The organism is Streptomyces sp. NBC_01214 (assembly GCF_026340975.1).
Taxonomy (GTDB): Bacteria; Actinomycetota; Actinomycetes; order Streptomycetales; family Streptomycetaceae; genus Streptomyces.
Map to the genome: position 1 here is coordinate 1,787,343 of NZ_JAPEOS010000003.1, position 18,906 is coordinate 1,806,248.

21 protein-coding genes and 4 pseudogenes are annotated in these 18,906 nt (G+C 68.9%); 14 read left to right on the top strand and 11 right to left on the bottom strand.

What is annotated here, in order from left to right; genetic code table 11:
- Positions 1–290: 290 nt before the first annotated feature.
- Positions 291–464 carry a hypothetical protein gene (locus OG594_RS44585; RefSeq protein ID WP_266608298.1) on the top strand — a complete coding sequence of 58 codons (174 nt, stop codon included), beginning with the start codon at positions 291–293 and terminating at the stop codon, positions 462–464.
- A gap of 70 nt (positions 465–534) precedes the next feature.
- On the opposite strand, the gene OG594_RS44590 is transcribed toward OG594_RS44585, so the two are convergent.
- Complete coding sequence (locus tag OG594_RS44590; protein WP_266608300.1) at positions 535–834, bottom strand: hypothetical protein; 300 nt, start codon at positions 832–834, stop codon at positions 535–537.
- A 526-nt stretch (positions 835–1,360) separates the two neighbouring features.
- Between OG594_RS44590 and OG594_RS44595 the strand changes: the two are divergent.
- The 5 genes and pseudogenes from OG594_RS44595 to OG594_RS44615 all read left to right on the top strand — a co-directional run.
- A pseudogene (locus OG594_RS44595) lies at positions 1,361–1,738 on the top strand (Ku protein); the annotation flags it as partial.
- A gap of 151 nt (positions 1,739–1,889) precedes the next feature.
- Positions 1,890–2,156: a hypothetical protein gene (locus OG594_RS44600; RefSeq protein WP_266608302.1), complete on the top strand. Its 267-nt coding sequence runs from the start codon at positions 1,890–1,892 to the stop codon at positions 2,154–2,156.
- Positions 2,153–2,299, top strand: a complete 147-nt coding sequence (locus OG594_RS44605; protein WP_266608303.1) for a hypothetical protein — start codon at positions 2,153–2,155, stop codon at positions 2,297–2,299. Before OG594_RS44600 ends, OG594_RS44605 begins: the two co-directional genes overlap by 4 nt.
- 56 nt (positions 2,300–2,355) lie before the next feature.
- Positions 2,356–3,564 carry an IS701 family transposase gene (locus OG594_RS44610; RefSeq protein WP_266608304.1) on the top strand — a complete coding sequence of 403 codons (1,209 nt, stop codon included), beginning with the start codon at positions 2,356–2,358 and terminating at the stop codon, positions 3,562–3,564.
- A 286-nt stretch (positions 3,565–3,850) separates the two neighbouring features.
- Positions 3,851–4,150: a DUF6506 family protein gene (locus OG594_RS44615; protein WP_266608305.1), complete on the top strand. Its 300-nt coding sequence runs from the start codon at positions 3,851–3,853 to the stop codon at positions 4,148–4,150.
- A 15-nt stretch (positions 4,151–4,165) separates the two neighbouring features.
- Here the strand turns inward: OG594_RS44615 and OG594_RS44620 are convergent.
- Positions 4,166–5,055, bottom strand: a protein-coding gene (locus OG594_RS44620; RefSeq protein ID WP_266608881.1) for an IS5 family transposase whose coding sequence is annotated in 2 segments (ribosomal slippage) — positions 4,166–4,525 and positions 4,528–5,055 — 888 coding nt in all. Because the reading frame shifts where the segments join, the coding sequence is not laid out codon by codon here.
- Positions 5,056–5,167: 112 nt separating this feature from the next.
- On the opposite strand from OG594_RS44620, the gene OG594_RS44625 reads away from it, so the two are divergent.
- From OG594_RS44625 to OG594_RS44635, 3 genes are all read left to right on the top strand, one after another.
- Complete coding sequence (locus OG594_RS44625; RefSeq protein ID WP_266608306.1) at positions 5,168–6,352, top strand: IS701 family transposase; 1,185 nt, start codon at positions 5,168–5,170, stop codon at positions 6,350–6,352.
- A 410-nt stretch (positions 6,353–6,762) separates the two neighbouring features.
- A complete protein-coding gene (locus tag OG594_RS44630) occupies positions 6,763–6,927 on the top strand; it encodes a hypothetical protein (protein WP_266608307.1) in 165 nt (54 codons plus the stop codon).
- 27 nt (positions 6,928–6,954) lie between these two features.
- Complete coding sequence (locus OG594_RS44635) at positions 6,955–7,842, top strand: SDR family oxidoreductase (protein ID WP_266608309.1); 888 nt, start codon at positions 6,955–6,957, stop codon at positions 7,840–7,842.
- A gap of 89 nt (positions 7,843–7,931) precedes the next feature.
- Here OG594_RS44635 and OG594_RS44640 read toward each other — a convergent pair whose 3' ends face one another.
- The 4 genes from OG594_RS44640 to OG594_RS44655 all read right to left on the bottom strand — a co-directional run bounded on the left by OG594_RS44640 (position 7,932) and on the right by OG594_RS44655 (position 10,065).
- Complete coding sequence (locus OG594_RS44640; protein WP_266608883.1) at positions 7,932–8,141, bottom strand: transposase; 210 nt, start codon at positions 8,139–8,141, stop codon at positions 7,932–7,934.
- A gap of 371 nt (positions 8,142–8,512) precedes the next feature.
- Positions 8,513–8,971 (bottom strand): transposase, encoded by a 459-nt coding sequence (locus OG594_RS44645; protein WP_266608311.1) that lies wholly within the window; start codon positions 8,969–8,971, stop codon positions 8,513–8,515.
- Positions 8,972–9,414: 443 nt separating this feature from the next.
- Positions 9,415–9,585, bottom strand: coding sequence for a hypothetical protein (locus tag OG594_RS44650; protein ID WP_266608312.1), 171 nt, complete (start codon positions 9,583–9,585; stop codon positions 9,415–9,417).
- 345 nt (positions 9,586–9,930) lie between these two features.
- Positions 9,931–10,065, bottom strand: coding sequence for a hypothetical protein (locus OG594_RS44655; protein WP_266608313.1), 135 nt, complete (start codon positions 10,063–10,065; stop codon positions 9,931–9,933).
- Between the two features lie 151 nt (positions 10,066–10,216).
- Between OG594_RS44655 and OG594_RS44660 the strand changes: the two genes are divergently transcribed.
- The 3 genes from OG594_RS44660 (at position 10,217) to OG594_RS44670 (ending at position 13,811) form a co-directional block, all read left to right on the top strand.
- Positions 10,217–10,636 (top strand): hypothetical protein, encoded by a 420-nt coding sequence (locus OG594_RS44660; RefSeq protein WP_266608315.1) that lies wholly within the window; start codon positions 10,217–10,219, stop codon positions 10,634–10,636.
- 322 nt (positions 10,637–10,958) lie between these two features.
- The gene (locus OG594_RS44665) at positions 10,959–11,531 is read left to right on the top strand and encodes a snapalysin family zinc-dependent metalloprotease (protein WP_266608316.1); all 573 of its coding nucleotides are present in this window, start codon (positions 10,959–10,961) and stop codon (positions 11,529–11,531) included.
- Between the two features lie 1,317 nt (positions 11,532–12,848).
- On the top strand, positions 12,849–13,811 hold the full coding sequence (locus OG594_RS44670) for a hypothetical protein (RefSeq protein WP_266608317.1): 963 nt from the start codon (positions 12,849–12,851) through the stop codon (positions 13,809–13,811).
- A gap of 559 nt (positions 13,812–14,370) precedes the next feature.
- On the opposite strand, the gene OG594_RS44675 is transcribed toward OG594_RS44670, so the two are convergent.
- Positions 14,371–14,718: a hypothetical protein gene (locus tag OG594_RS44675; protein ID WP_266608318.1), complete on the bottom strand. Its 348-nt coding sequence runs from the start codon at positions 14,716–14,718 to the stop codon at positions 14,371–14,373.
- Positions 14,719–15,089: 371 nt separating this feature from the next.
- On the opposite strand from OG594_RS44675, the pseudogene OG594_RS44680 reads away from it, so the two are divergent.
- A pseudogene (locus tag OG594_RS44680) lies at positions 15,090–15,194 on the top strand (IS5/IS1182 family transposase); the annotation flags it as partial.
- Positions 15,195–15,561: 367 nt separating this feature from the next.
- Here the strand turns inward: OG594_RS44680 and OG594_RS44685 are convergent.
- Both OG594_RS44685 and OG594_RS44690 read right to left on the bottom strand, forming a co-directional pair.
- Positions 15,562–16,355, bottom strand: a pseudogene (locus OG594_RS44685) (transposase); the annotation flags it as partial.
- Positions 16,356–16,360: 5 nt separating this feature from the next.
- Positions 16,361–16,709: pseudogene (locus OG594_RS44690) on the bottom strand (ISAzo13 family transposase); the annotation flags it as partial.
- A gap of 442 nt (positions 16,710–17,151) precedes the next feature.
- On the opposite strand from OG594_RS44690, the gene OG594_RS44695 reads away from it, so the two are divergent.
- A complete protein-coding gene (locus OG594_RS44695; protein ID WP_266608319.1) occupies positions 17,152–17,685 on the top strand; it encodes a hypothetical protein in 534 nt (177 codons plus the stop codon).
- Between the two features lie 460 nt (positions 17,686–18,145).
- Here OG594_RS44695 and OG594_RS44700 read toward each other — a convergent pair whose 3' ends face one another.
- Both OG594_RS44700 and OG594_RS44705 read right to left on the bottom strand, forming a co-directional pair.
- Complete coding sequence (locus OG594_RS44700) at positions 18,146–18,289, bottom strand: hypothetical protein (protein ID WP_266608321.1); 144 nt, start codon at positions 18,287–18,289, stop codon at positions 18,146–18,148.
- Between the two features lie 181 nt (positions 18,290–18,470).
- The gene (locus OG594_RS44705; RefSeq protein WP_266608322.1) at positions 18,471–18,866 is read right to left on the bottom strand and encodes a hypothetical protein; all 396 of its coding nucleotides are present in this window, start codon (positions 18,864–18,866) and stop codon (positions 18,471–18,473) included.
- Between the last annotated feature and the right edge of the window lie 40 nt (positions 18,867–18,906).

The window sequence follows — 18,906 nt, forward strand, 5'->3', positions numbered from 1 at the left end:
CCTGCTTCATCGCGCCGACGACTTGCTCCTGCCACATCTGAGGAAGCTTCTTGACCGTGGCCACCCACGCCCCGGCATTCTTGATCCGCTGTACGGCCGCATAGTGCTCAATCGGCAGAAACTTGTCCTCATCGAGCTCAACGTGTGCGTCGCGGATCGGTCGGGCGAATCCGTCGCCAAGGTCGCGCTGCCCCTCATCGCTGAAGACGTACTCGCGGGCCGCCTTCGCGGCATCGACCCCGAGTGCGACTCCGCGGAGTCAAGACCACACGCACCCCGAACCACCAGGCGTGTCAACGCCGTTCCGCCTCGTGGAGATCGACGGCGAGTTGTTCGGCACGGCGAAGTCCATGACGGACGTGATCCTGCTCGCCGCGGCCGCCGGCATCACGATCCACGACCTGGACGACCCGGACGCGGTCCGCTGGGTGGGCGGCGGGAAGTTCACCTGGAAGCTGCACTAAGACCGGGCTGTGCGCACCCACCCCCCGTGGACGGGTGCGCGCAGGACGTCCTGGGCCGGCCGCCGTCCCGTCAGACCACGTTGAGCCAGAGTTCGTAGCGCTTCGGCCGCTCGACCTCGCGGCAGTCCCACTCGGTGACCCGGGGGTCGTTCTCCCAGGCAGCCTGGCCCGCCCAGGCACAGGAAGACTCGCTGGGATACCGCCGCTGGGTGTTGCGCCAGCCGGGGAGCGTGGACGTGACGTCGGAGACGGATTCGGTGGCCGAGGGAGCCGCAGGCTGCGGCGCGGCAACCGCGGCGGTGGTGACGGTGCCGCCTGCGAGCAGGGCGGCACCCAGTAACGTGCCGATGAGCCGGGTACGTGTACGCATGGCTTCTCCTGTAGGTGGTGGGTGTGCGGGGCGGCGGTGGAGCCATGGGCTGCCTTGCCGCCGCTGTCTTCCTCACCGATGCTGCGGGCTGCCCTGCTCGCCCCTCCAGCCGTTTCGGCCAGGGTCGAATCGTTACGCTGGCCAGTACAGCTGTGGCTGCGGGGCCGGAAACCCCTGGTTCCACGTGTCACCCGTGCGACGGGTGCATCGCGTGCCGCACCGTCTGACCGCCGCGGCCGGCTTCGCGACCGCCGCCGCCCTGGCCGCGCACAGCGTAGAAGGCAGCCCGATCGGGATGATCTACCCGCTACCCTGCGGGTCAACTATCACGCTCAGGAGCCAACTAGCGCGCTCAAGGGCCAGCTATCTCACTCAGTCACAACCACCCGCAGGCGGTGAGCTGGAAGTCCAGGACGTGAGCGGAAGGCGGTGAGGGCCATGGCGCGACCGGCAGGGGCCGGAAACCTATCATTCGGGCTGGTCAGTCTGCCCGTGGGCCTTATCCACGGCCACCGACAGCGTCACGATCCACTTCCACCAGCTCCAGCGCGGCACCTCCGACCGGATCCGCAACCGACGGGTCAACGACAACGAACGGACCGGCAAAGAGGTCGACCTCGGCGACATCGTCACGGTCTACGACACCGGCGCGGAATACGTCCTCGTCGAGCCGAGGGAACTCGACGAGATCGCCCCGGGCCGCTCCCAGGCCCTGGAGATCATCGGCGTCGTCGACCTGGAAGAGGTCGAGCCGATCTTCTTCGACAAGACCTACCACCTCGGCCCGCGCGGCAAGGAGTACGAGAAGGTCTACAGCCTCCTCGAACAGGCCCTCGCCAAGACCGGCCGAGCAGGGATCGCGACGTTCGTGATGCGACAGTACGAGTACCTGGTCGCGGTGAAGGCCGAGGACGGCCTCCTGACCCTGCACACCCTCCACTGGGCCGACGAGATCCGAACCCCCAAGGACGAGTTAGCCGGCCTGCCCGGCAAGGCCAAGGGCACCAGGGCACCGCCAAAGAAGTACACAGATGGCCGAGTAGCTCATCGAGGCCATGTCGATGAAGCGGGGCCCCGACCAGTTCCACGACACCTTCCGGGAGAAGGTCGCCAGCTTGATCCAGGCCAAGCAAGCAGGCGAGACGGTCGAGAACGCCGAGCCCGCCCCCAAGCCCACCGGCGCCGTCGACCTCATGGAAGCCCTGCGCGCCAGTGTCGACCGGGTACGCAGCCCCAAGGACACCAAGACGGAGAAGTCTCCACGTCCACACGAGCCCGTGGCGGCTCCGGGGCGGGCAGCGCGAAGAAGCCGGCGGGCATGAAGCGGATCAGCTCCGCGCCGAAGCCCGATCTGGACCAACTGACCAAAGCCGACCTCTCCAAGAAGGCCGCAGCCGCCGACATCCCCGGCCGCTCCCACATGACCCGCGAAGGTCTCGTCGACGCACTGAGAGGCGCCTCCTAGTAGTGCTTTGTTAGCTGGTCTTGTCACGTTGGGTGTCTGGTAGTTCGCTGGTTGGTGTGAGGGCTGGGGAGCTTGCTGCGGTTCGGGTCCGGTTGGAGGAGTTCGTCTCCGAGGTGTTCACGCCGCTGGTGCGGCGGGACCAGCGTGAGAAGGGCTTGCTGTATGTGCGGGGGCTGTTGCTGGACGGCCGGCGGAAGTCGATGCAGCCGATGGCCGAACGCCTCGGTATCGATCACCAGCGGTTGCAGCAGTTCATGACGTCCTCGAGCTGGCCGGTCGAGGACGTGAGAGCCCGGCTCGCATGGCGGGCCGTGGCCGCGGTGCGGCCCGAGGTCTGGGTCGTGGACGATACCGGTTTCCCCAAGGACGGTACCGCCTCGCCCGGGGTGGCCCGCCAGTACTCGGGCACCCTGGGCAAGGTCGGCAACTGTCAGATCGGCGTCAGTGTCCACGCCGCCACGGACACGGCCTCCTGCCCGCTGTCCTGGCGCCTGTTCCTACCTGCGAGCTGGGACAGCCCGGAAGCCGAGGCCCGCAGGCGAGCCTGCAAGATTCCCGATACCGAGCACCACCGCCCCAAGTGGCAGCTCGCGCTGGACATGCTCGATGAACTAGACGGCATCGGTCTGCGGCCCGCCGCACTGGTTGCGGACTCCGGCTACGGCGCGAACGCGGACTTCCGCCACGGCCTCGAAGACCGGGGACTGGCCTACGTCCTGCAGGCGAAAGCGGAGATGACCGCCCACGGCGAGGAGGCCGAACCACACCAGCCCGCATACGGCGGGCTGGGGCCCAGGCCGCTGCCCCGCTACCGCACCCGGCCCCTCTCCTTACGCGACCACGTGCTGGCCGCCGGCCGACGGGCGGGACGCACGCTGACCTGGCGCAAGGGATCGAAAGCGGCAATGAGCTCGCACTTCGTGCTCCTGCGAGTCCGCCTCGCGGGCCGTCGGCCCAAACCCGCCGCCGACGGAACGATCCCCCTCGCCTGGTTGATCGTCCAGTGGCCCGACGGCGAAGCGGAGCCGGTGAAGTACTGGATCTCGAACCTGCCCGCGGACATCCCGGCCAAGGACCTTGTCCGCCTGGCGAAGTCACGCTGGCGGATCGAGCACGACTACCGCGAACTGAAAACCTGTCTGGGCCTGGACCACTTCGAGGGCCGCTCGTTCACCGGCTGGCACCGCCACGTCACCCTCGTCACCGCCGCCCACCTGTTCCTCACCGAACAGCGGACCTGCCCAAAAGCCCCTGCCAGGGCCTGACCCTCTACCAGGCCCTGGACCTCCTCCAACACCTCATCGCCACCTGGACCGGCACCTGCCCCACCTGCCGGCAGACCATCCCATGGCAGCCCTACGACACCACCTAACAAAGCACTACTAGAAGCTGTCCGGCGGATTATGCGCTAGCGGGCCGTGTTGCTGTACTCGGACGGTGCGGGCATCCGGAGTGCGGCGTAGATCACTCACGGCTTGTCTCCGTTCCAGGCCATTCCCGCCCTGGCTCTGCTTGGCTGGTGGCTCTGACGATCACAGGAGGTTGATACGTATGGCGCTTACACACTGGGGGTTCATCTACACGGCGGACGGCAGCGCGGCAGGTGGCGATGTCAGCGTCGTGGACACGGGTACGTGCCGCAGTGTGTTCGTCGGGGTGGAGAAGCCCGAGGAGTGCATCGAGGCCGCGCGCCGCCTGGTGGGCGAGGGAGTGCAGCTGATTGAACTGTGCGGGGGATTCGGGCCGGTATGGGCCGGGCGTGTGATCGAGGCGATCAACGGCGCCGTCCCCGTGGGCGCGGTTGGCTACGGACCCGAAGCGGTCGATCAGGTGCATGCGATTTTCTCGTGACGGGTGCCAGCTCTTTCACTCCGATAGGGACCGGAGCCAGAGCCGAATGGCTGCGACGGTGACGGTGCCGTGAAAGATGTAGGCCCTCTTGTCGTATCTCGTCGCGACCGCCCGGGAGTTCTTGAGCGCGTTGATGGTGCGTTCCACTTCGTTCCTGCGCTTGTAGATCGTCGTGTCGAAGCCGGTGGGCCGGCCGCCCCTGCTGCCGCGGTGCTGGCGGTTGGCGCGCTGGTTCTTCGGTTCGGGGATGGTGTGCTTGATCTGGCGTCGGCGCAGGTAGCGGCGGTTCCGCCGGGATGGATGCGCCTTGTCACCGCCGAGTTGATCGGGCCGGGTCCGGGGGCGTCCACCGTCCGGGCGGGCGACACGGACACGCGCTCCATCACGGGAACGAGCTGCGGTGCGTCGCCCCACTGACCCGGCGTGATGAGGAAGGCGAGAGGCCGGCAACCCCCCTCACCAAGCAGATGAATCTTGCAGGTCAGCCCGCCCCGGGAGCGTCCGAGCCCCTCATCGGGGCGGTGCTGCCGGGGCGTCCGTCTTTCTGGAACCCGGGGTGGCTTCTTGCGTGCTCCGGCGGCGTTCTGGTGAGCGCGGCAGGACGTTGGATCCACGCTCACCATCGACCAGTCGATGCAGCCCGTCGCGTCCGAGTCGGCCAGGACGGCCTTGAAGATTCTCTCGCACATGCCGTCCGCAGACCAGCGCCTGTGCCGCTCGTACACAGTCTTCCACTTGCCGAAACGCGCAGGCAGATCCCGCCACGGCACCCCGGTGCGCTGTCGGAAGAGAATCCCGTTGATCACCCTGCGATGACTCTCCCAACGCCCGCCCCGCTGCCCGCACTTCGGCAGATGCTGCTTCAGCCGCAACCATTCCTCATTCGTAAGATCTCCCCGCCCCATGAACATGCCAACGACTTGAGCCCGGGACAGGTCACTTGATCCGTCGGACAGGCCCCTAGTACTGCAACGGTGCTTGCCGTGACTGGTGGCCAGGTTGCTCGTTGGCCTGGTTATGGGTGGAGATCGTGGCGATGTCGGGTCGTGGGCGGCGGGTCTGGTCGAGTTGCATGAGCGTTTCGTGCATCGGTTTGCCAGGTCGGAGCCGCGGGAGTCGGCTCTTGCCTATATGCGGGGGCTGATAGCTCCGCTGGAGCGCAAGAACGGTTGGACGCTTGCCGAGGAGGCTGGTCACGCGGCTCCCGACCGGATGCACCGGCTGTTGAACCGGTGCGACTGGAACGCGGACGAGGTACTCGACGACGTTCGCGGCTATGCGGTCGAGCATCTCGGCGACCCTGAGGCGGTCCTGATCGTGGACGACACCGGGTTCCTGAAGAAGGGCGTCCGCTCGGCCGGGGTCCAGCGCCAGTACTCGGGAACGGCGGGCCGGACCGAGAACTGCCAGGTCGGTGTCTTCCTCGCCTATGCCGGTGCTCATGGCCGCACATTGATCGACCGCAGGCTGTATCTGCCCACGTCATGGACCGATGACCGAGAACGATGCCGGGCCGCCGGCATCGAGGACACCATCGCGTTCGAGACGAAAGTGGTCATCGCCAAGGCCATGGTCCGCCGGGCGATCGCCGAGAAGATTCCGTTCCGGTGGGTGACCGCGGACGCCGCCTACGGCTTCTCCAAGGGCTGGCGGACCGAGCTCGAGCGGGCGGATGTCTTCCATGTCATGGCCACCACCCGGCACGACACCGTGGTCTCCCGCTGGGCGATGGACCACCCCGTTCACGACCTGTTCAACGGCCTTGCGAGGCAGAAATGGAAGCGCCGTTCCTGCGGGAACGGCGCTCATGGCCTGCGGGTCTACGACTGGGCGAGAGTGGAGGTGAGGCCCTGGCACCGCGAGGACCGCCGGCACTGGGTGATCGCCCGCCGAAGCGTCGGCCGGCCGGACCAGATCTCCTACTACATCGCCTACTGCCCGGCCGAGACCACCCTCGACGAACTCATCCACGTCGCGGGCAGCCGGTGGGCGGTCGAGGAATGCTTCCAGACCGCCAAGCAGGAATGCGGCCTGGACGACTACCAAGTCCGCCGCTACCCCGGCTGGCACCGCCACATCACCCTCGCCATGGCCGCCCACGCCTGCCTCACCGTCCTGAAGGCCCGCGAGGCCGACACGGGGAAAGCAGAAACGGATCCTCCCAGCTCATACCCCTCACCCTCCCCGAACTCCGACGCCTGATCACCCGCCTCACCCACCGCCGACCAGCAACCGTCCAGCACGTCATGCACTGGTCCTACTGGCGCCGCCGACGACAACACCAAGCCCGCGTCAGCCACTACAAACGACGCGGCCACACACCACCAGAAGCCAACAAACCATCACAGCAAACACCGTTGCAGTACTAGTGCGGTCAGCTCTTCGGGGAGGGGCACTGCGCAGGACAAGAGAGGTATGGCTGCGTAGGTGAGACGTGGGTTCTGGCACAGATCTTGGGGAGTCGTCGCGGAGCAACACCCCGATGTTCGAGTGCGAGGAGACGGGTTCGCGTGCGACCGCGTACGCCTTGTCCTCCGACGATCAGAATTGACGCTCCCTCAGGTGTTCTTCGGCCGCTGCTGCGGTCGTTGTGGACGGTGATGGTGCTGGTCATGCAGACCGATGCATCGTTCTGGGACTCACTGGTATTCGCCGGTATCGACGAGGTGGATGTCGAAGCGGCTACGGCCGCGTTCGGGACGGTCGAGGTGGCGGCGAGAGGCCGCGCGACCGGCTCTGCAGGTCCGGACTGCGGCCGTTTCTCGGATGCATCATGATACGTCGACGTCTTATAGTGAGAAATTATGTCTCACTTAAAGAAGCTCCCTCCCATCGTTGTCACCGGGGCCACTGGGACGATCGGCCACCCGGTCGTCGCAGGGCTGCTTGATGCCGGTCACACGGTGCGCGGAATCTCACGACACCCGCAACGTGCCTCACTCCCGGATGGTGCGGACGTGGTCTTCGGCGACCTGGACGACCCGTCCACGCTGAGGCACGCATTCGACGGTGCCGCGCAACTCGTCCTGATCGCGGTCCCTGAGAACGTGGAGGCGGTCGTCTCTCACGCAAAACAGGCGGGCGTCGAGCACGTGGTTGTGGTCTCCTCCGCCGCCGTAACGGCCGGCTACGACACGACGTACAACGCCGTCGTCGAGCAGGCCGTCATGGACTCAGGACTGGATTGGAGCATCGTGCGTCCCGGTGAGTTCGCGACAAACTCACTCCTCATATGGGGACCATCGATCAAGGCAAGACGCCGAGTTGTGGAGCCCTTTCCTGATCAGATCGGGCATCCCATCCATGAGGCCGACGTTGCCGACGTCGTCCTGGCCAACCTGCTCGACCCACACCGCCTCGGACGGATCGACACGATCATCGGACCGGAAAGTCTCACCAAACGCGAACAGGTTTCAGTGATCGCAGAAGCGATCGGAGAACAGATCACGCTCGATGAGGTCTCCGCCGAACAAGCCCGCGACTTCTACCGAGCCCAAGGGGGTTTCGCGGCCGCGAACGCAGACTTCCTGTTCGGGTTCGAAAGCTACGACGGCATCGAAGGCATCGCAGATGAACCCCATGACAGGAGGGCCCCGGAGGACGATGCCTACCTCACACTCGACCAGATAACGGGAACTCCAGCTCGCACCTTCCGCCACTGGGCGCACGGTCACGCCTCCGACTTCATTTGAGCGATGTGCGGGTTCAGGAGCGGTCAGCGCCCCGGGACCGTTGCCAGTTCTTGGTTCTGGCACAGATCTTAGGGAGTCGTTGCGGGGTGTCACTGGAGCAGGATCGTTTTGCGGAGTAGTTCGAATCTGGCTCGCCCGTAGAGCTGCCGCCTGATCTTCTTGATGCGGTTGACGGCGCCCTCGATGCTGCCGGAGCTCCAGTTGAGGGTGAGGCCTGCTGTCACGGCGTCGAGGTCTCGGAGCAGGTGGCGCGGGAAGCCGCCGAGGCCGGGTAGTTGGCTGGCGTCGACTGCGTCGATCCAGGTGGGGAGGGTGGAGCCGAGGCGATCGGTGAGTAACTCGCCGAAGTTCGCGGATGTGCCCGGCGGCCTTGTCCAGTTCTGGGCAGCGGGCCAGGACCTCCTTCAGGCCGGCCCGGTCTTCGTCGGTCAGGGTCGTGGGGTGCCGGGTGAGCCAGCCGGTCACCTGTCGCACCGTCGGCGGCCGCGGCGGTGCGGCGGACGGAGCCCCGCGCAAGGTGGCGATGTGCGCGCGGACCATCCCGTAGGTGACGGGAGCTTGCTCGGCAACCAGCCCTCCGTGCAGTCGCGTGACGCTGGTGCATCCCTCGGCGAATCGCCGCTCCAGGTAGGGCTTGTAGGGGTCCAGTCTGCTGGGCCGGGCCCGGTTCTCACGAATGGTGTCCTGCCAGCGTGCGGCGTTCGCGTACCGGAGCACGGTGTTGAGACCTCAGCCCAGGTGCCGTGCGATTGCCCGGCGTGAATGACCTCGGGCAAGGAGCTCGTGGACGAGGGCGTGTGCTGCCTTCCTGCGCTCGGCCCGCCGGCCGCCGGCCGACGGGCGCCTGGTCGTCCTGCGGTCGGCCGGAAGTGAGCCGGGTGGCCTTCGGCAACATGCCGCTGGGCGACGGGTCGCGCAGGCAGTCGCGATGGGTAGCGACACAGGTCTCCACGGCTTGGCCGAGGCCCTGCCACAGATGGAACCGGTCGGCGATTTGCAGAGCGTCGGGGGCACCGCGCCGTGCGCCCTCGGCGTATGTGCCGGCCCGGTCCCGGCAGATGATCTCCACGCCCGGGTGACGGATCAGCCAGGCGGCCAGCGGGCCCGGCTTCACGCGGCGGGAGCACATCGACCACGCGATGGTCTTCGACGCTGGTCAAGACGGTGGAGTAGGTCTGGCCGCGACAGATCGCGAAGTCCTCCACGCCCAGCACCCGCGGCGTGCTGAACCGTGGATCGGGCAGTGCCATGACCCTGCGTAACAAGGTCATCCGTCCCGCGCCGAAGCCCAGCTGGGCAGCCAGCCGAGTGGTGAACCGTGCATGCGGGGCGGCCAGCCGGGAGAACGGCTCGGCGAACGTCCGGCGCTGGCAGTCTGCCGCTCCAGAGATGAAGCGCCGGACCGTCAGCCGGATCACAAAGCCCTGTTCGGCGAGCGGAAGGTCCTTCAGCCTGCGCTGGTATCGATCGTGGACTCGGTCCCCGAGAAGCGGCCGCAGTCCGGCCATAGACCGCCGGCGGCCCGGCCTTTCGCCACCACCTCGACCGTGCCGAACGCGGCCATAACCGCCTCTAGGACAGGACCCCGATCCCGACCTTGGCCGGCTGGCCGCCGTACCGCGCGCGCAGTTTCAGATACTGCTCGAGGTTGGTGCTGGAACCGGCCCAGGCGTAGCGGAAGCCACTCGGGTACAGGGACGCCTCGCCCCGGGCGTGCGTGGTCCCGAAGAGAGAGGGTGCCACGCACCGGACCTCGCACGCCTCCCACGCAGCCCGGTACTCGGCCGGTGTGGAGACGCACGGCGCCGCGGGTCGCTCGCGCCGTCGCGGGAGAGCGGGAACGCGCTCGGCGCGGCAAGGAGGAGCAGCCCCGCGACGAGGGGCGGCCAGCGCACGGGCGTGCCGACCGAGGGATCGTTGTCTCTTCATGGGCTCAGTTTTCGAACGCGCGCCCGGCTCCGCGAGTCAACTGCTCCACCTGGCCCAGCCCCTCCGGGCCCGCACCGCGCCGGCCGTGCCCGATCGATAGGAGACGCCCTGGGGCAACGCCGGTCAGTTCGTCGCCTCCTACCTCTTGCAGCAGGACGGTCAAGAGCTCCTCGTCCGCCCGGGCCCGTCGTAGGAGGCCAGCGCCGCGCTCTTGCGGGACGCTGCCAGCAGACCGGCGCCGTTCCCGCTCGCGTCGGGGGCGCGGAGGGCGGTCCACGTGCTGCCGTCGAACACGGCGTGCAGCAGGTAGCACCCGGGCGGCCGGGACGTGGTGGACCAGATGCTGAGGGACCGTTGCCCCCGTGCCGTGCCTCCGCACGGCCGCCAGCACCAACTCCGAAAAGCACATGCGGCCTCACCAGGGCACATGCCATCCTCGGGTCCCGTGTCAGCACGTAACCGCCGCCTGCCCCGGGACCTGTCGTGGCCGCTCTCGCCAACAGATATCCGCACTGCCCTTGGTACGGGAGACACCATCGCCGTCGACCTGCGGTTCGACGACCGCCCCTGGAGTGACGGCACGTTGCTGCACGTGGAGTGGATACCGCCGCTCTCATCCAACTACGGCACGGGCACCGACCCCGGCGTGTGGAACAGCGTACGGATCCGCATAGCGCCGATCGCGGACACCCGACGGGGCATCGCCCGCCTGGCCCTGCTCCGGCACGCGCTTCCCGAACTCGCGGCCTGGACCCGCGCCGCCCGGTCCGCGCCCGAAGGGTGGGCCCTGAGTGGACACAGCCGCTCCTGGCGGTTCGAGGACCGCTCCATCGCCCACCGGGAAGACCACCAGCCGTATTGCTGAGCACCACCCACTTCGGCGAACGGTGCCGAAGTGGGTGAGAGTCAGTCCGTCTCGACGTAGGCGACCAGAACGAGCGCGCCGAGGGCCGTCGGCACGTACAGGATCCGGATGTCGTCCGTGTTGCCCGCTGACCGGGCATCGGCTGGAGTGCCTGCGGGAATTGGCTGGCAGGTGCATGACCGGTTGGTGGGGTGCGGGGCTACTTTCTTAGGGCTCCGGAGGGGGCGGCTGTCCGAACTCGCGCACAGGTGGGCGGTGGCGGCGTCTCCAGTGCCCCGGCTCCGCCGAGGGGCCGGCCCCCCACGCATGAAGGATGACAACCATGTCTCTGGGCACCTGGCTGAAAGTCGGCACCTCCGCCGCCGCGCTGGTCCTCGCGGCGGCAACCGCCGCGACCGCGGCACCCGCGCCCGTACCGGGCGCCACCGCAGCGGTAGTGACACTCCGTTACGATGACAGCCGGGCCGGCGGCTGGGAAGCGGCCATCGCGGCCGGGGTCGCTTCCTGGAACGCGAACGTCAGTAACGTACGGCTGGTGGAGGCAGCGCCCGGGGCCCGGGCCGAGATCGTCATCGTGGCCACCAACGGCTGGCCGCAGGCCACCCTCGGCCCGGTCCGTCCGGGGCGACAGGTCCGAGTCGAACTCGGCGCGCAGGCCGTGAGCCAGGGGTACGACAAGACGCGCATCGCTGCGCACGAGCTGGGCCACAGTCTGGGCCTCCCGGACACCAAGCCGGGGCCGTGCTCCCAGCTGATGTCTGGGTCCAGCGCCGGGACGGCCTGTACCAACGTCATGCCCAACGCGACGGAGCGGTCCCGTGTGCAGAACGCGTACGCGAACGGGCTCGCGGCAACCGTGCCGACCGACGGCCGGGTACTCATCGACGCCCCCTGACCGGCGGGTCGACCGGTCGACGGGTCGGCGGGTGGGCCGGTGCGGGGCCCCGGCTGGGACGGGACTCCCGGAGGGCGGCCGTGCCGGTCCACTGCCGCGCCTTCATCGGGAGGCGGGTTTTCTGGTCGCCTCGCACCGGTGGCTGCTGCTGGCCGTGCGCATGCAGCAGGTCGGCGAGAGCGACGCGGGCCGTCGCCGCCGTGACTGCGGCTGCCGCCAACACCCTCGCCCCTGCCCCGCGCCTGCCTGAGTGGTGACTGCCTCGGCGGCCACGGCCACCGTTGCCGCCCCCGCGCCCGTGGCCGGCGCTCGGGTATTGGCCGGCAACTCGTGGGCCGCGCTTGCCCGGCGGGTCTCCCCGGTCCCCGGCCCCGCTCCGGCCGCCGCCCGCTCCGGCCGCCGCCCGCTCCGGCCGCCGCCCGCTCCGGCCGCCGCCCGCTCCGGCCGCCGCCCGCTCCGGCCGCCGCCCGCTCCGGCCGCCGCCCGCTCCGGCCGCCGCCCGTTGGAGCGCGCCCCCCTGGCGGATGGGAGAAGCAGCGGTGAAACCCGCGGCAGTTCTGCGGCGGCACCGCGCTCGGCCTTGCGCTGAGCGCCGCCGGCTGGACCGTCCACCACTATGGCGCCCGCTACGCCGGCCCGGGGACCGGCCAGGGGGCCGGGCTGCGCGGCCCGGCCGCCTGGACGCTGCTCCTCGCCGCCGTGGTGGTTCTCGCGGTCACGTGCGTCCGCATGGCCTCGGCCCTGGCCGGCTCTCCCGCACTCCGGGTGCGTTTGCCGGGCCGCGGGTGCCTGAGCCGGGCGAGGTCCGCTCGTATGCCGCGAGGATTTCCGAGGCCCAGGGGCCCCGGGACTGACCCGCCCCGGCTCTGGCCGGGGGTGGCCGTATCAACTGGACGGGGGGATCGCGGTGGTGATGACCGGCAGGCAGCGCCGTACCAGCGGTGCCGTGCCGGCGGGGGTGGTGCTGGCCGCGTGCGGCTGGTGGGCCGACCGGTCCGGGTACGAGAGTGTGGGCCTGGCCCAGGCGGGATCAGCTCCCACACCACCGCCGCAAGGCTTCGATGCCGGTCGAGCTCCTTGACCGTGGCGCCTGTTCGAGGTCAAGGCGGGTGCTGCCGGTGCGGGCGTCCCGGGTGGCATAGAAGCCTGGTCGTCGAATTCTGGAGCCGGCTGCGGCAGGCCGGTGCAGTGGGCCCGGGCTGCTGGCTCACGGGCGGCCACCGTCCGGAGTGGCCCGCGGCCGCCGTGGGGGAGGACCGGTGCACAACGGCGGGCGCGCTGTTCATATCGTCGGGGAGACGGACGAGGAGGATGCCGATGACGGAACGATTTCTCGCTGCTCGGGCAGACGAACTGATCGACGCCTGGGAAGAGATGAGCGAGCACGTCGACGACGACCCGCAGACGTACGAGCGGCTCGTCATCGAGTGCGCACATGAACTGGCCGCGGATCGGCGCGGGCCGCTCGCCTGCCGCTGGACACTGGGTCTGGTCCTCGCGCTGCCGTACCTGTCGACGAGGAACCCGCGGGACGATGACTTCGAAGCGGCGTTCGACGCGGCGCGGGCCGCCGACCGGGCCCAGCGGGACGCGCCCTGCACGCACCAGGGCCACCCCTTCCAGGATAACTTTGAAGGGGAGCTCGGGAACATGGCGGACGTAATGCGGGACCTCGCCGACGACGGGCGGTGCTGGACGAATTCCCGGCCGCGTGACGCATGGTTGTGTCCGCGCAACGTGGCCGGGTACGCGCGCGTGGTGATGGAGTCGCTGCGGCCCGGCTCGGCCAGCGACGTACCGCCGTTCCTGCCGTTCCGGGACCGGTACGACCTGGAGACACTCACCGCGATCATGGAGGGCTATCCGCTCTCCAGGACCTACGACGTGGCCTGGGACCTCTCCTTCGCGGCCTCCGCGCTCCAGTCGGCGGCCGACGACGAGCTGGCCGGCCGGGTCTTCGTGGCCGCCGCCGTCGCGTGGTACGTCGAATCCGAGGGGGACGACTCCGACGCGCGGGAACTCGTCGACGAGCTGGCGGCCGCCTTCGAGCGCGCGATCGGCCTCCTCCACGACGACGCCTGCCCCCATGCCACGCACCCCGACCTCCCGAGCGACACCACCCAGGCCCTGTGGGTGGGCATGCATCTGGCGAGCGCCCGCGGCAGGGCGGCCTACGAGACGTGGCCCGAGCCCTGGGCCCCGCCCCTCCACACCGCCCTGTGCTCGGCCTTCGTCGCGGCGACGGCCCGCGACTCCCTGACACGCCTGAGGACCAGCTGAAGACATACGAACCACGGGTCCGCCCATGGGGACCGAAGGGCCCCGCCCGGAACCTTGATCGGCGTCGGGCGGGACGTTGACCGCCCACGGACGCCGCGGGATGGCGGCGGTCAGGTCATGCCCGCAGGAAGGCGAGGACCGCGAGCAGCCGCCGGCGGCTTCGGAAGACGGGCGCGCACGCGCCAGCCGGATCCGGCGCCGTCGACCACACACTGGTCGGCCTACGACGGCCGGGCCCGCCGCCCGCACGCGGAGGCCCTCCGGGCCGTGTGTGCGAGCGGATGGCCCGGCCTGGACTGGGACGTGATCGGCGACCGGCCCCTGTACGAGGCGGACGTCGACCTCGCGGGGCCCCTTCACCGTGTGGGCGACCCGCAACATCGTCGCGTTCCCCTGAGCGACCAGGGAGCCCGCCGTCGCGGACTGGACCGCGCACCTGACCGTCGTCCGCGAGGCGACCGTACCGCTGCCCGAGCCGCTGGCTGCGTTCTCGGTCGAGATGGCCGAGCCCGATTGCCGCAGGGGGAACGCGTCACCTGACCGCCCCCCGCACCGCTTTTCACGCGGGCAGCCACCCCGGCCACCACGGCGGCACGTTGTCCGGCCCACACAGCCCCGAATCCCCCGGATATCCGTCCAGGGTGCCCTTGACGGCGAAGAACCAGATGACCAGTACCCCCAGCACGAGCACCACCGGCACCAGCCGCAGCAGCGGGTGCCGGCGCGGCGTGAGCATCGCGACCACCACGGCGCACACCGCAAAGCCCACCACCAGGACCGGGAGCAGGAAGGTCAGCTCGGCCACACCACCCGCTTCCCAGCCTGCGTCGCAGTAGGCGCGTGCGCGGGAAGAGAGGGTGATCGCCAGGCATCCGGCCGCGGCGCCCAGCAGCCCGGAAGCGATCATCGAGAGGACGCCAGGCCACGTGGGGGACCTGCCAGGGGCAGGAGCAGCAGCAGGGTCCGTGGGCATGGGTTCGACTCTGACCCTGTGGGGGTGGCGTTCGGTTCCTGTCACGAGATCAGGTGACGCCCCGGCCGCGGCTACGGTTCCACCAATCCGGCGCCGACATCCTGCAGCCGGTCGTGGCCGCCAGCGCATCGACCCAGCCCCCGCAGGGATGGTCCGATCGGGCCGTCGACCCCGCGCCCGTGTGCGGCTGGTGGGCCGCCAGGTCCGGGCACGCGAGCGCGGGTCTGTCTCTGAGTCTGCTGGCCGGGGCCGTGGGGCTGGCAGGTACGTGGCACTCGACAGCGCTCCGCAGGACGCTCCACCCCGCCCGCATGAAGAACTGGAAGATCCTCCGCGACTGCCCCCAGAGGGGCGACGGCCGCGTCGTCCAGGCCGTCGCCCCCTTGCACAACCTCGCCCTCGTCGGGTGAAACAGAAGGTCAAGCACCACTCAGGCCTACCCGAGAAGGACCTTCTGCGACACCCTTTGATTTGCCGTTTAACCTCGGCGCGAGATGAGTCGGGCGAGCAACTCTGTGGGCCAGCAGAGCCATGCGAGGAGAGGGCTGGTGACCACGAACCAGTGGACACTGATTCGGCCCTGCTGCTTGTCCAGGATTGTTGGGGCCCCATCCCGGTAGACGTAGCGGAGGTATCGGCGACGGACCGGGGCTCCGGCTATCAGCAGCACTGGTGAGGCGACAAGGACGGCTGCCGGGACCAGGGCTCTCGCGGCGGTCAGCTTCGCTTTCTCCTCGTATCGCATGTGCTCAGTGTGCTGATGCTCAATGTCGCTTGTCAGCCTGTCCTGCGGGGTTCGGTGCCGACGTTGTGGTGTGCGGGTCGGGTGTGGGATTCACCGGTGGCGAGGACTCGTCCGACGTTGTAGCGGGTGGTCGGGCCGCGTGTTCTTCGATCCGAGTGGTCGGCCGGGGCCGGGGCCGGGGCCGGGCCGGGTGGGTTTCGGTGCACGGGCTGGCGTGCCCGTCTTCACGTGCAGGTTCCTGAACCCCCGTCGGAAGCGGGCAGGTGTGAGTCCGTTCGGTTCCGCCGCCCGCTCCCGGGGCCGGCGGAGATCCCGTGCGAGCGGGCGGGCGAGCCGGAGCTGGGTGTGTGCGGCAGGGACGATCCAGGTCCAGCGGTCGGCCGCTTCGGAGTTCCGGAGCGTGGGGCGGGTCCAGCCGAGCGTCTGCTTGAGCAGCCGGAAGGTGTGCTCCACGTCGAACCCGTCGCAGGAAGGCCTGCCAGCATCGGTCGACGTCCTCGGGGCGGGCGCCGGTGCGACCACCAGAGCCAGACGGGCTTGTTCACCCCGCCGCTGGGCAGTTTTGCCACCGTCAACCGGATCACTGTGCCCTCGATGATCGGCAAGGGGCCTCGTGGTCACCCCATGCCGCCCGACGTGTCAGTCGGGGGTGCAGCCGGTCCCGGTTGATCCCGGAGTACAAGGCCCCGTGCCCGCGTCGGTGTTCCGGCGCGAGCGCCAGGTCCACCAGGGTTCGGACCGGCCCGTCAGTGCACAGCAGCGCGTCACACACGTCGAACAGGGCATCCGCCCGCGACGTCAGGCACGCGTACAACTCAGACCGGAACTCGCCGTCCACCGCAGCGGCGACATCGGATCACCCCGCACATCTGGCTCGACCAGCGCCAGCAGAGCCGGCCGCAGCCCCGGATCGAGTTCCCGCGACTCGCTTGCGGCCCCCGCCCGGGGCCGCACCCGGCACCCGGCCCATGGGCTTCGCGCCGGCCTCCAGCTCGAACACGCCCTTGCGGACCTTCGTCTCGCTCACCGAGGCCGCCAGAGCGACGGCCCGAATGCCGCCGTGCCCCAGGACACGGGCCTCGGCGGCCGTCAGCAGTCGAGGCTGCCGCTCGTCCAGATGCGGAAACAACACGGCGAACTTCACAGAGAGTCGGTGACGAGTCTCGACCGGGATGCGCATGCCACGGCAACGAGCCACGGAACGGGAAGCAACACCTTGATTCCCTGCAATCCCTTAGGGCTTCGGCGTAGTCGCGTGACGCCCGGTTCGTGGTGATCTGCCAGATCGGCCGTGCTCCCGGAACGTACAGGCACGGCTTCCAAGATCGTGGAGTTCTCGACGCCCCGTGATCCGAGTGGAAGACCGTGCCTGCCGACGCAGCAAACTGCCATCCCCGGCGATGCCGCCGACTGCCTGAAGCTGGGACGACTTGGACCACAGAACGTCACCCCTGAGGTGGACCCCCATAGTTCTCATTGATGATTCTGCGTCACGAGGCTTCAGACAATATGAACTTGTGTCCCCGTACAGGACTTCTCCGACCATCGGTGGCAGTGCAGGCTCGTTGGGAGTCGTTGTCCCTGCATGACAGCGCAATTCCCGGGAAGGCGAAGGACGTCGCATGTCGAAGCAGGGCCCCGAAATCCGGGAGCGGAGCCGATTACTCACCAGAACGTTGCCAAATGTGCCGCGGTGGGCGCGAATTTCGGCCCATCTTGTGCCCGTCATCACATTGCCTTCCGGGCTGTGGCGGATCGCTCTGGTCGCGGGGCTCCCGGTGGACAGCAACGGCCCCCTTCTCTGGTGGGAACCGGTGTACATCACCTCGCTGACCCTCGTCTCTGAAGGCATCGCGCTGCTGACGCTCGGTCTCATCCAGCCGTGGGGCGAGACCGTGCCCCGCTGGATCCCGCTGCTGGGCGGACGGCGGGTCGCCCCATTGGCAGCCGTCATACCGGCGCTGCTCGGTGCGGCAGCCTTGGTCGCAATCACGGTCTACGGCGGACTCGTTGCCATCTTCGGCTCCAACCCCTCCATGGGTTCGCCAGCTAAGGACTGGTTGTTGGCTGTCTGCTACGCACCGCTGTTGGCCTGGGGCCCGTTGGTGGCAGCGGTCGCAGTCTCCTACTACCGCCGCCGGCGCGTCCAGACGTAACAACCGTCCCGCCACAGGGGCCAGCCAGGTCTCGACAGGCTGACTTGACAGGGAAACCCACCGGGTACGGTCCGGGTCCAGGACACCGCAGATGACTGGGACCGGCGCCGGCGCGAGCATGGTGTTCACCGTCCACAGGTCCCCGGTCAGCAGCCGGGGCTCGCCGACCTCGTCGAGCCGGTGCGCGCCAGCCTGTGCGATGTCGGCGGTCCTGCGCAGGTCGGCTGCGTCCAGTCCGCATTCCTCCACGTCGTCGGCGAATCTGTCGCAGCGACGCGACGATGGCACGGCTCCAGCAGGCGTGGCCGGGCCCGGCCACCGGCCCCGAAGTACGCGCCCACCACGGCGTGCACAGCAGCGGTAATCTCGCCCAGCTGCCGGAAGAAGAGACCGTGCGTATCCTTCGGGAACGAGCCCGGCTTCTGGGGCGCGGGGCACCGGGCAGGAAGGACCGGATCATCTAGTCCCTGCCAATCACCGTGCCGGTGAAGTCCGCGGCCAGCACCTTCGGCATCAGATCGGCGATCGGTGCCAGCCACGGCACGGAGGCGTACTCGTTCCGCATCAGGTGCGCCTCGGAGACGACGACTGGCCTGCTCGGCACGCTGAAGCAACGCGACTGGCCACCCGCACAGCGCGCCCTCGACGCGCTGCTGCTGCAACCAGCTCGGGGAGTTCCAGCAAGCTCGATGACCTCGTTCCCGGCTGTCAGTGGCACCTCCTCGGCACCGAGAGGCTGATGAAGCTCCTATTGGCAGTCAAGGGAGCCGAGAACCTGATGGTGGTCAGGTTCGGTAGGGGTAAAGAGCGACACTCTCCGTTCCGACGCTGATCTCCACCCAGGACTCGTCCATGCTGCTGGGGATGGGTGATGCCAGGTCGAACAGCACGGACCAGTGGCCCATCTGGAGGTAGGCGGCTCCGTCGTCGGTCAGGTGAAGGCGGCCGCGCATGATCACCCAGTCGTCTTCCTGTCGGAGTTCCGCCTCGGCGGAGGAGGCCGGCTGGGTGTTCTGGCCCCAGTGGATGTCCTCGTCGACGGTCCATTCGACAAGGTGCTGGCCGTCTGCCTCTTGCGGGTCACCGTGCCAGAGCACCACGGCGGACCCGATGGGCGTATGAACCCGAACTGTCATGGGCCGCTGCGGGGTCTGCGGCAGGCTCTGAGTGCGGACGAACATCGCCTCATCATCCATGACGTGGCGTCTCAGGGACGAGGAG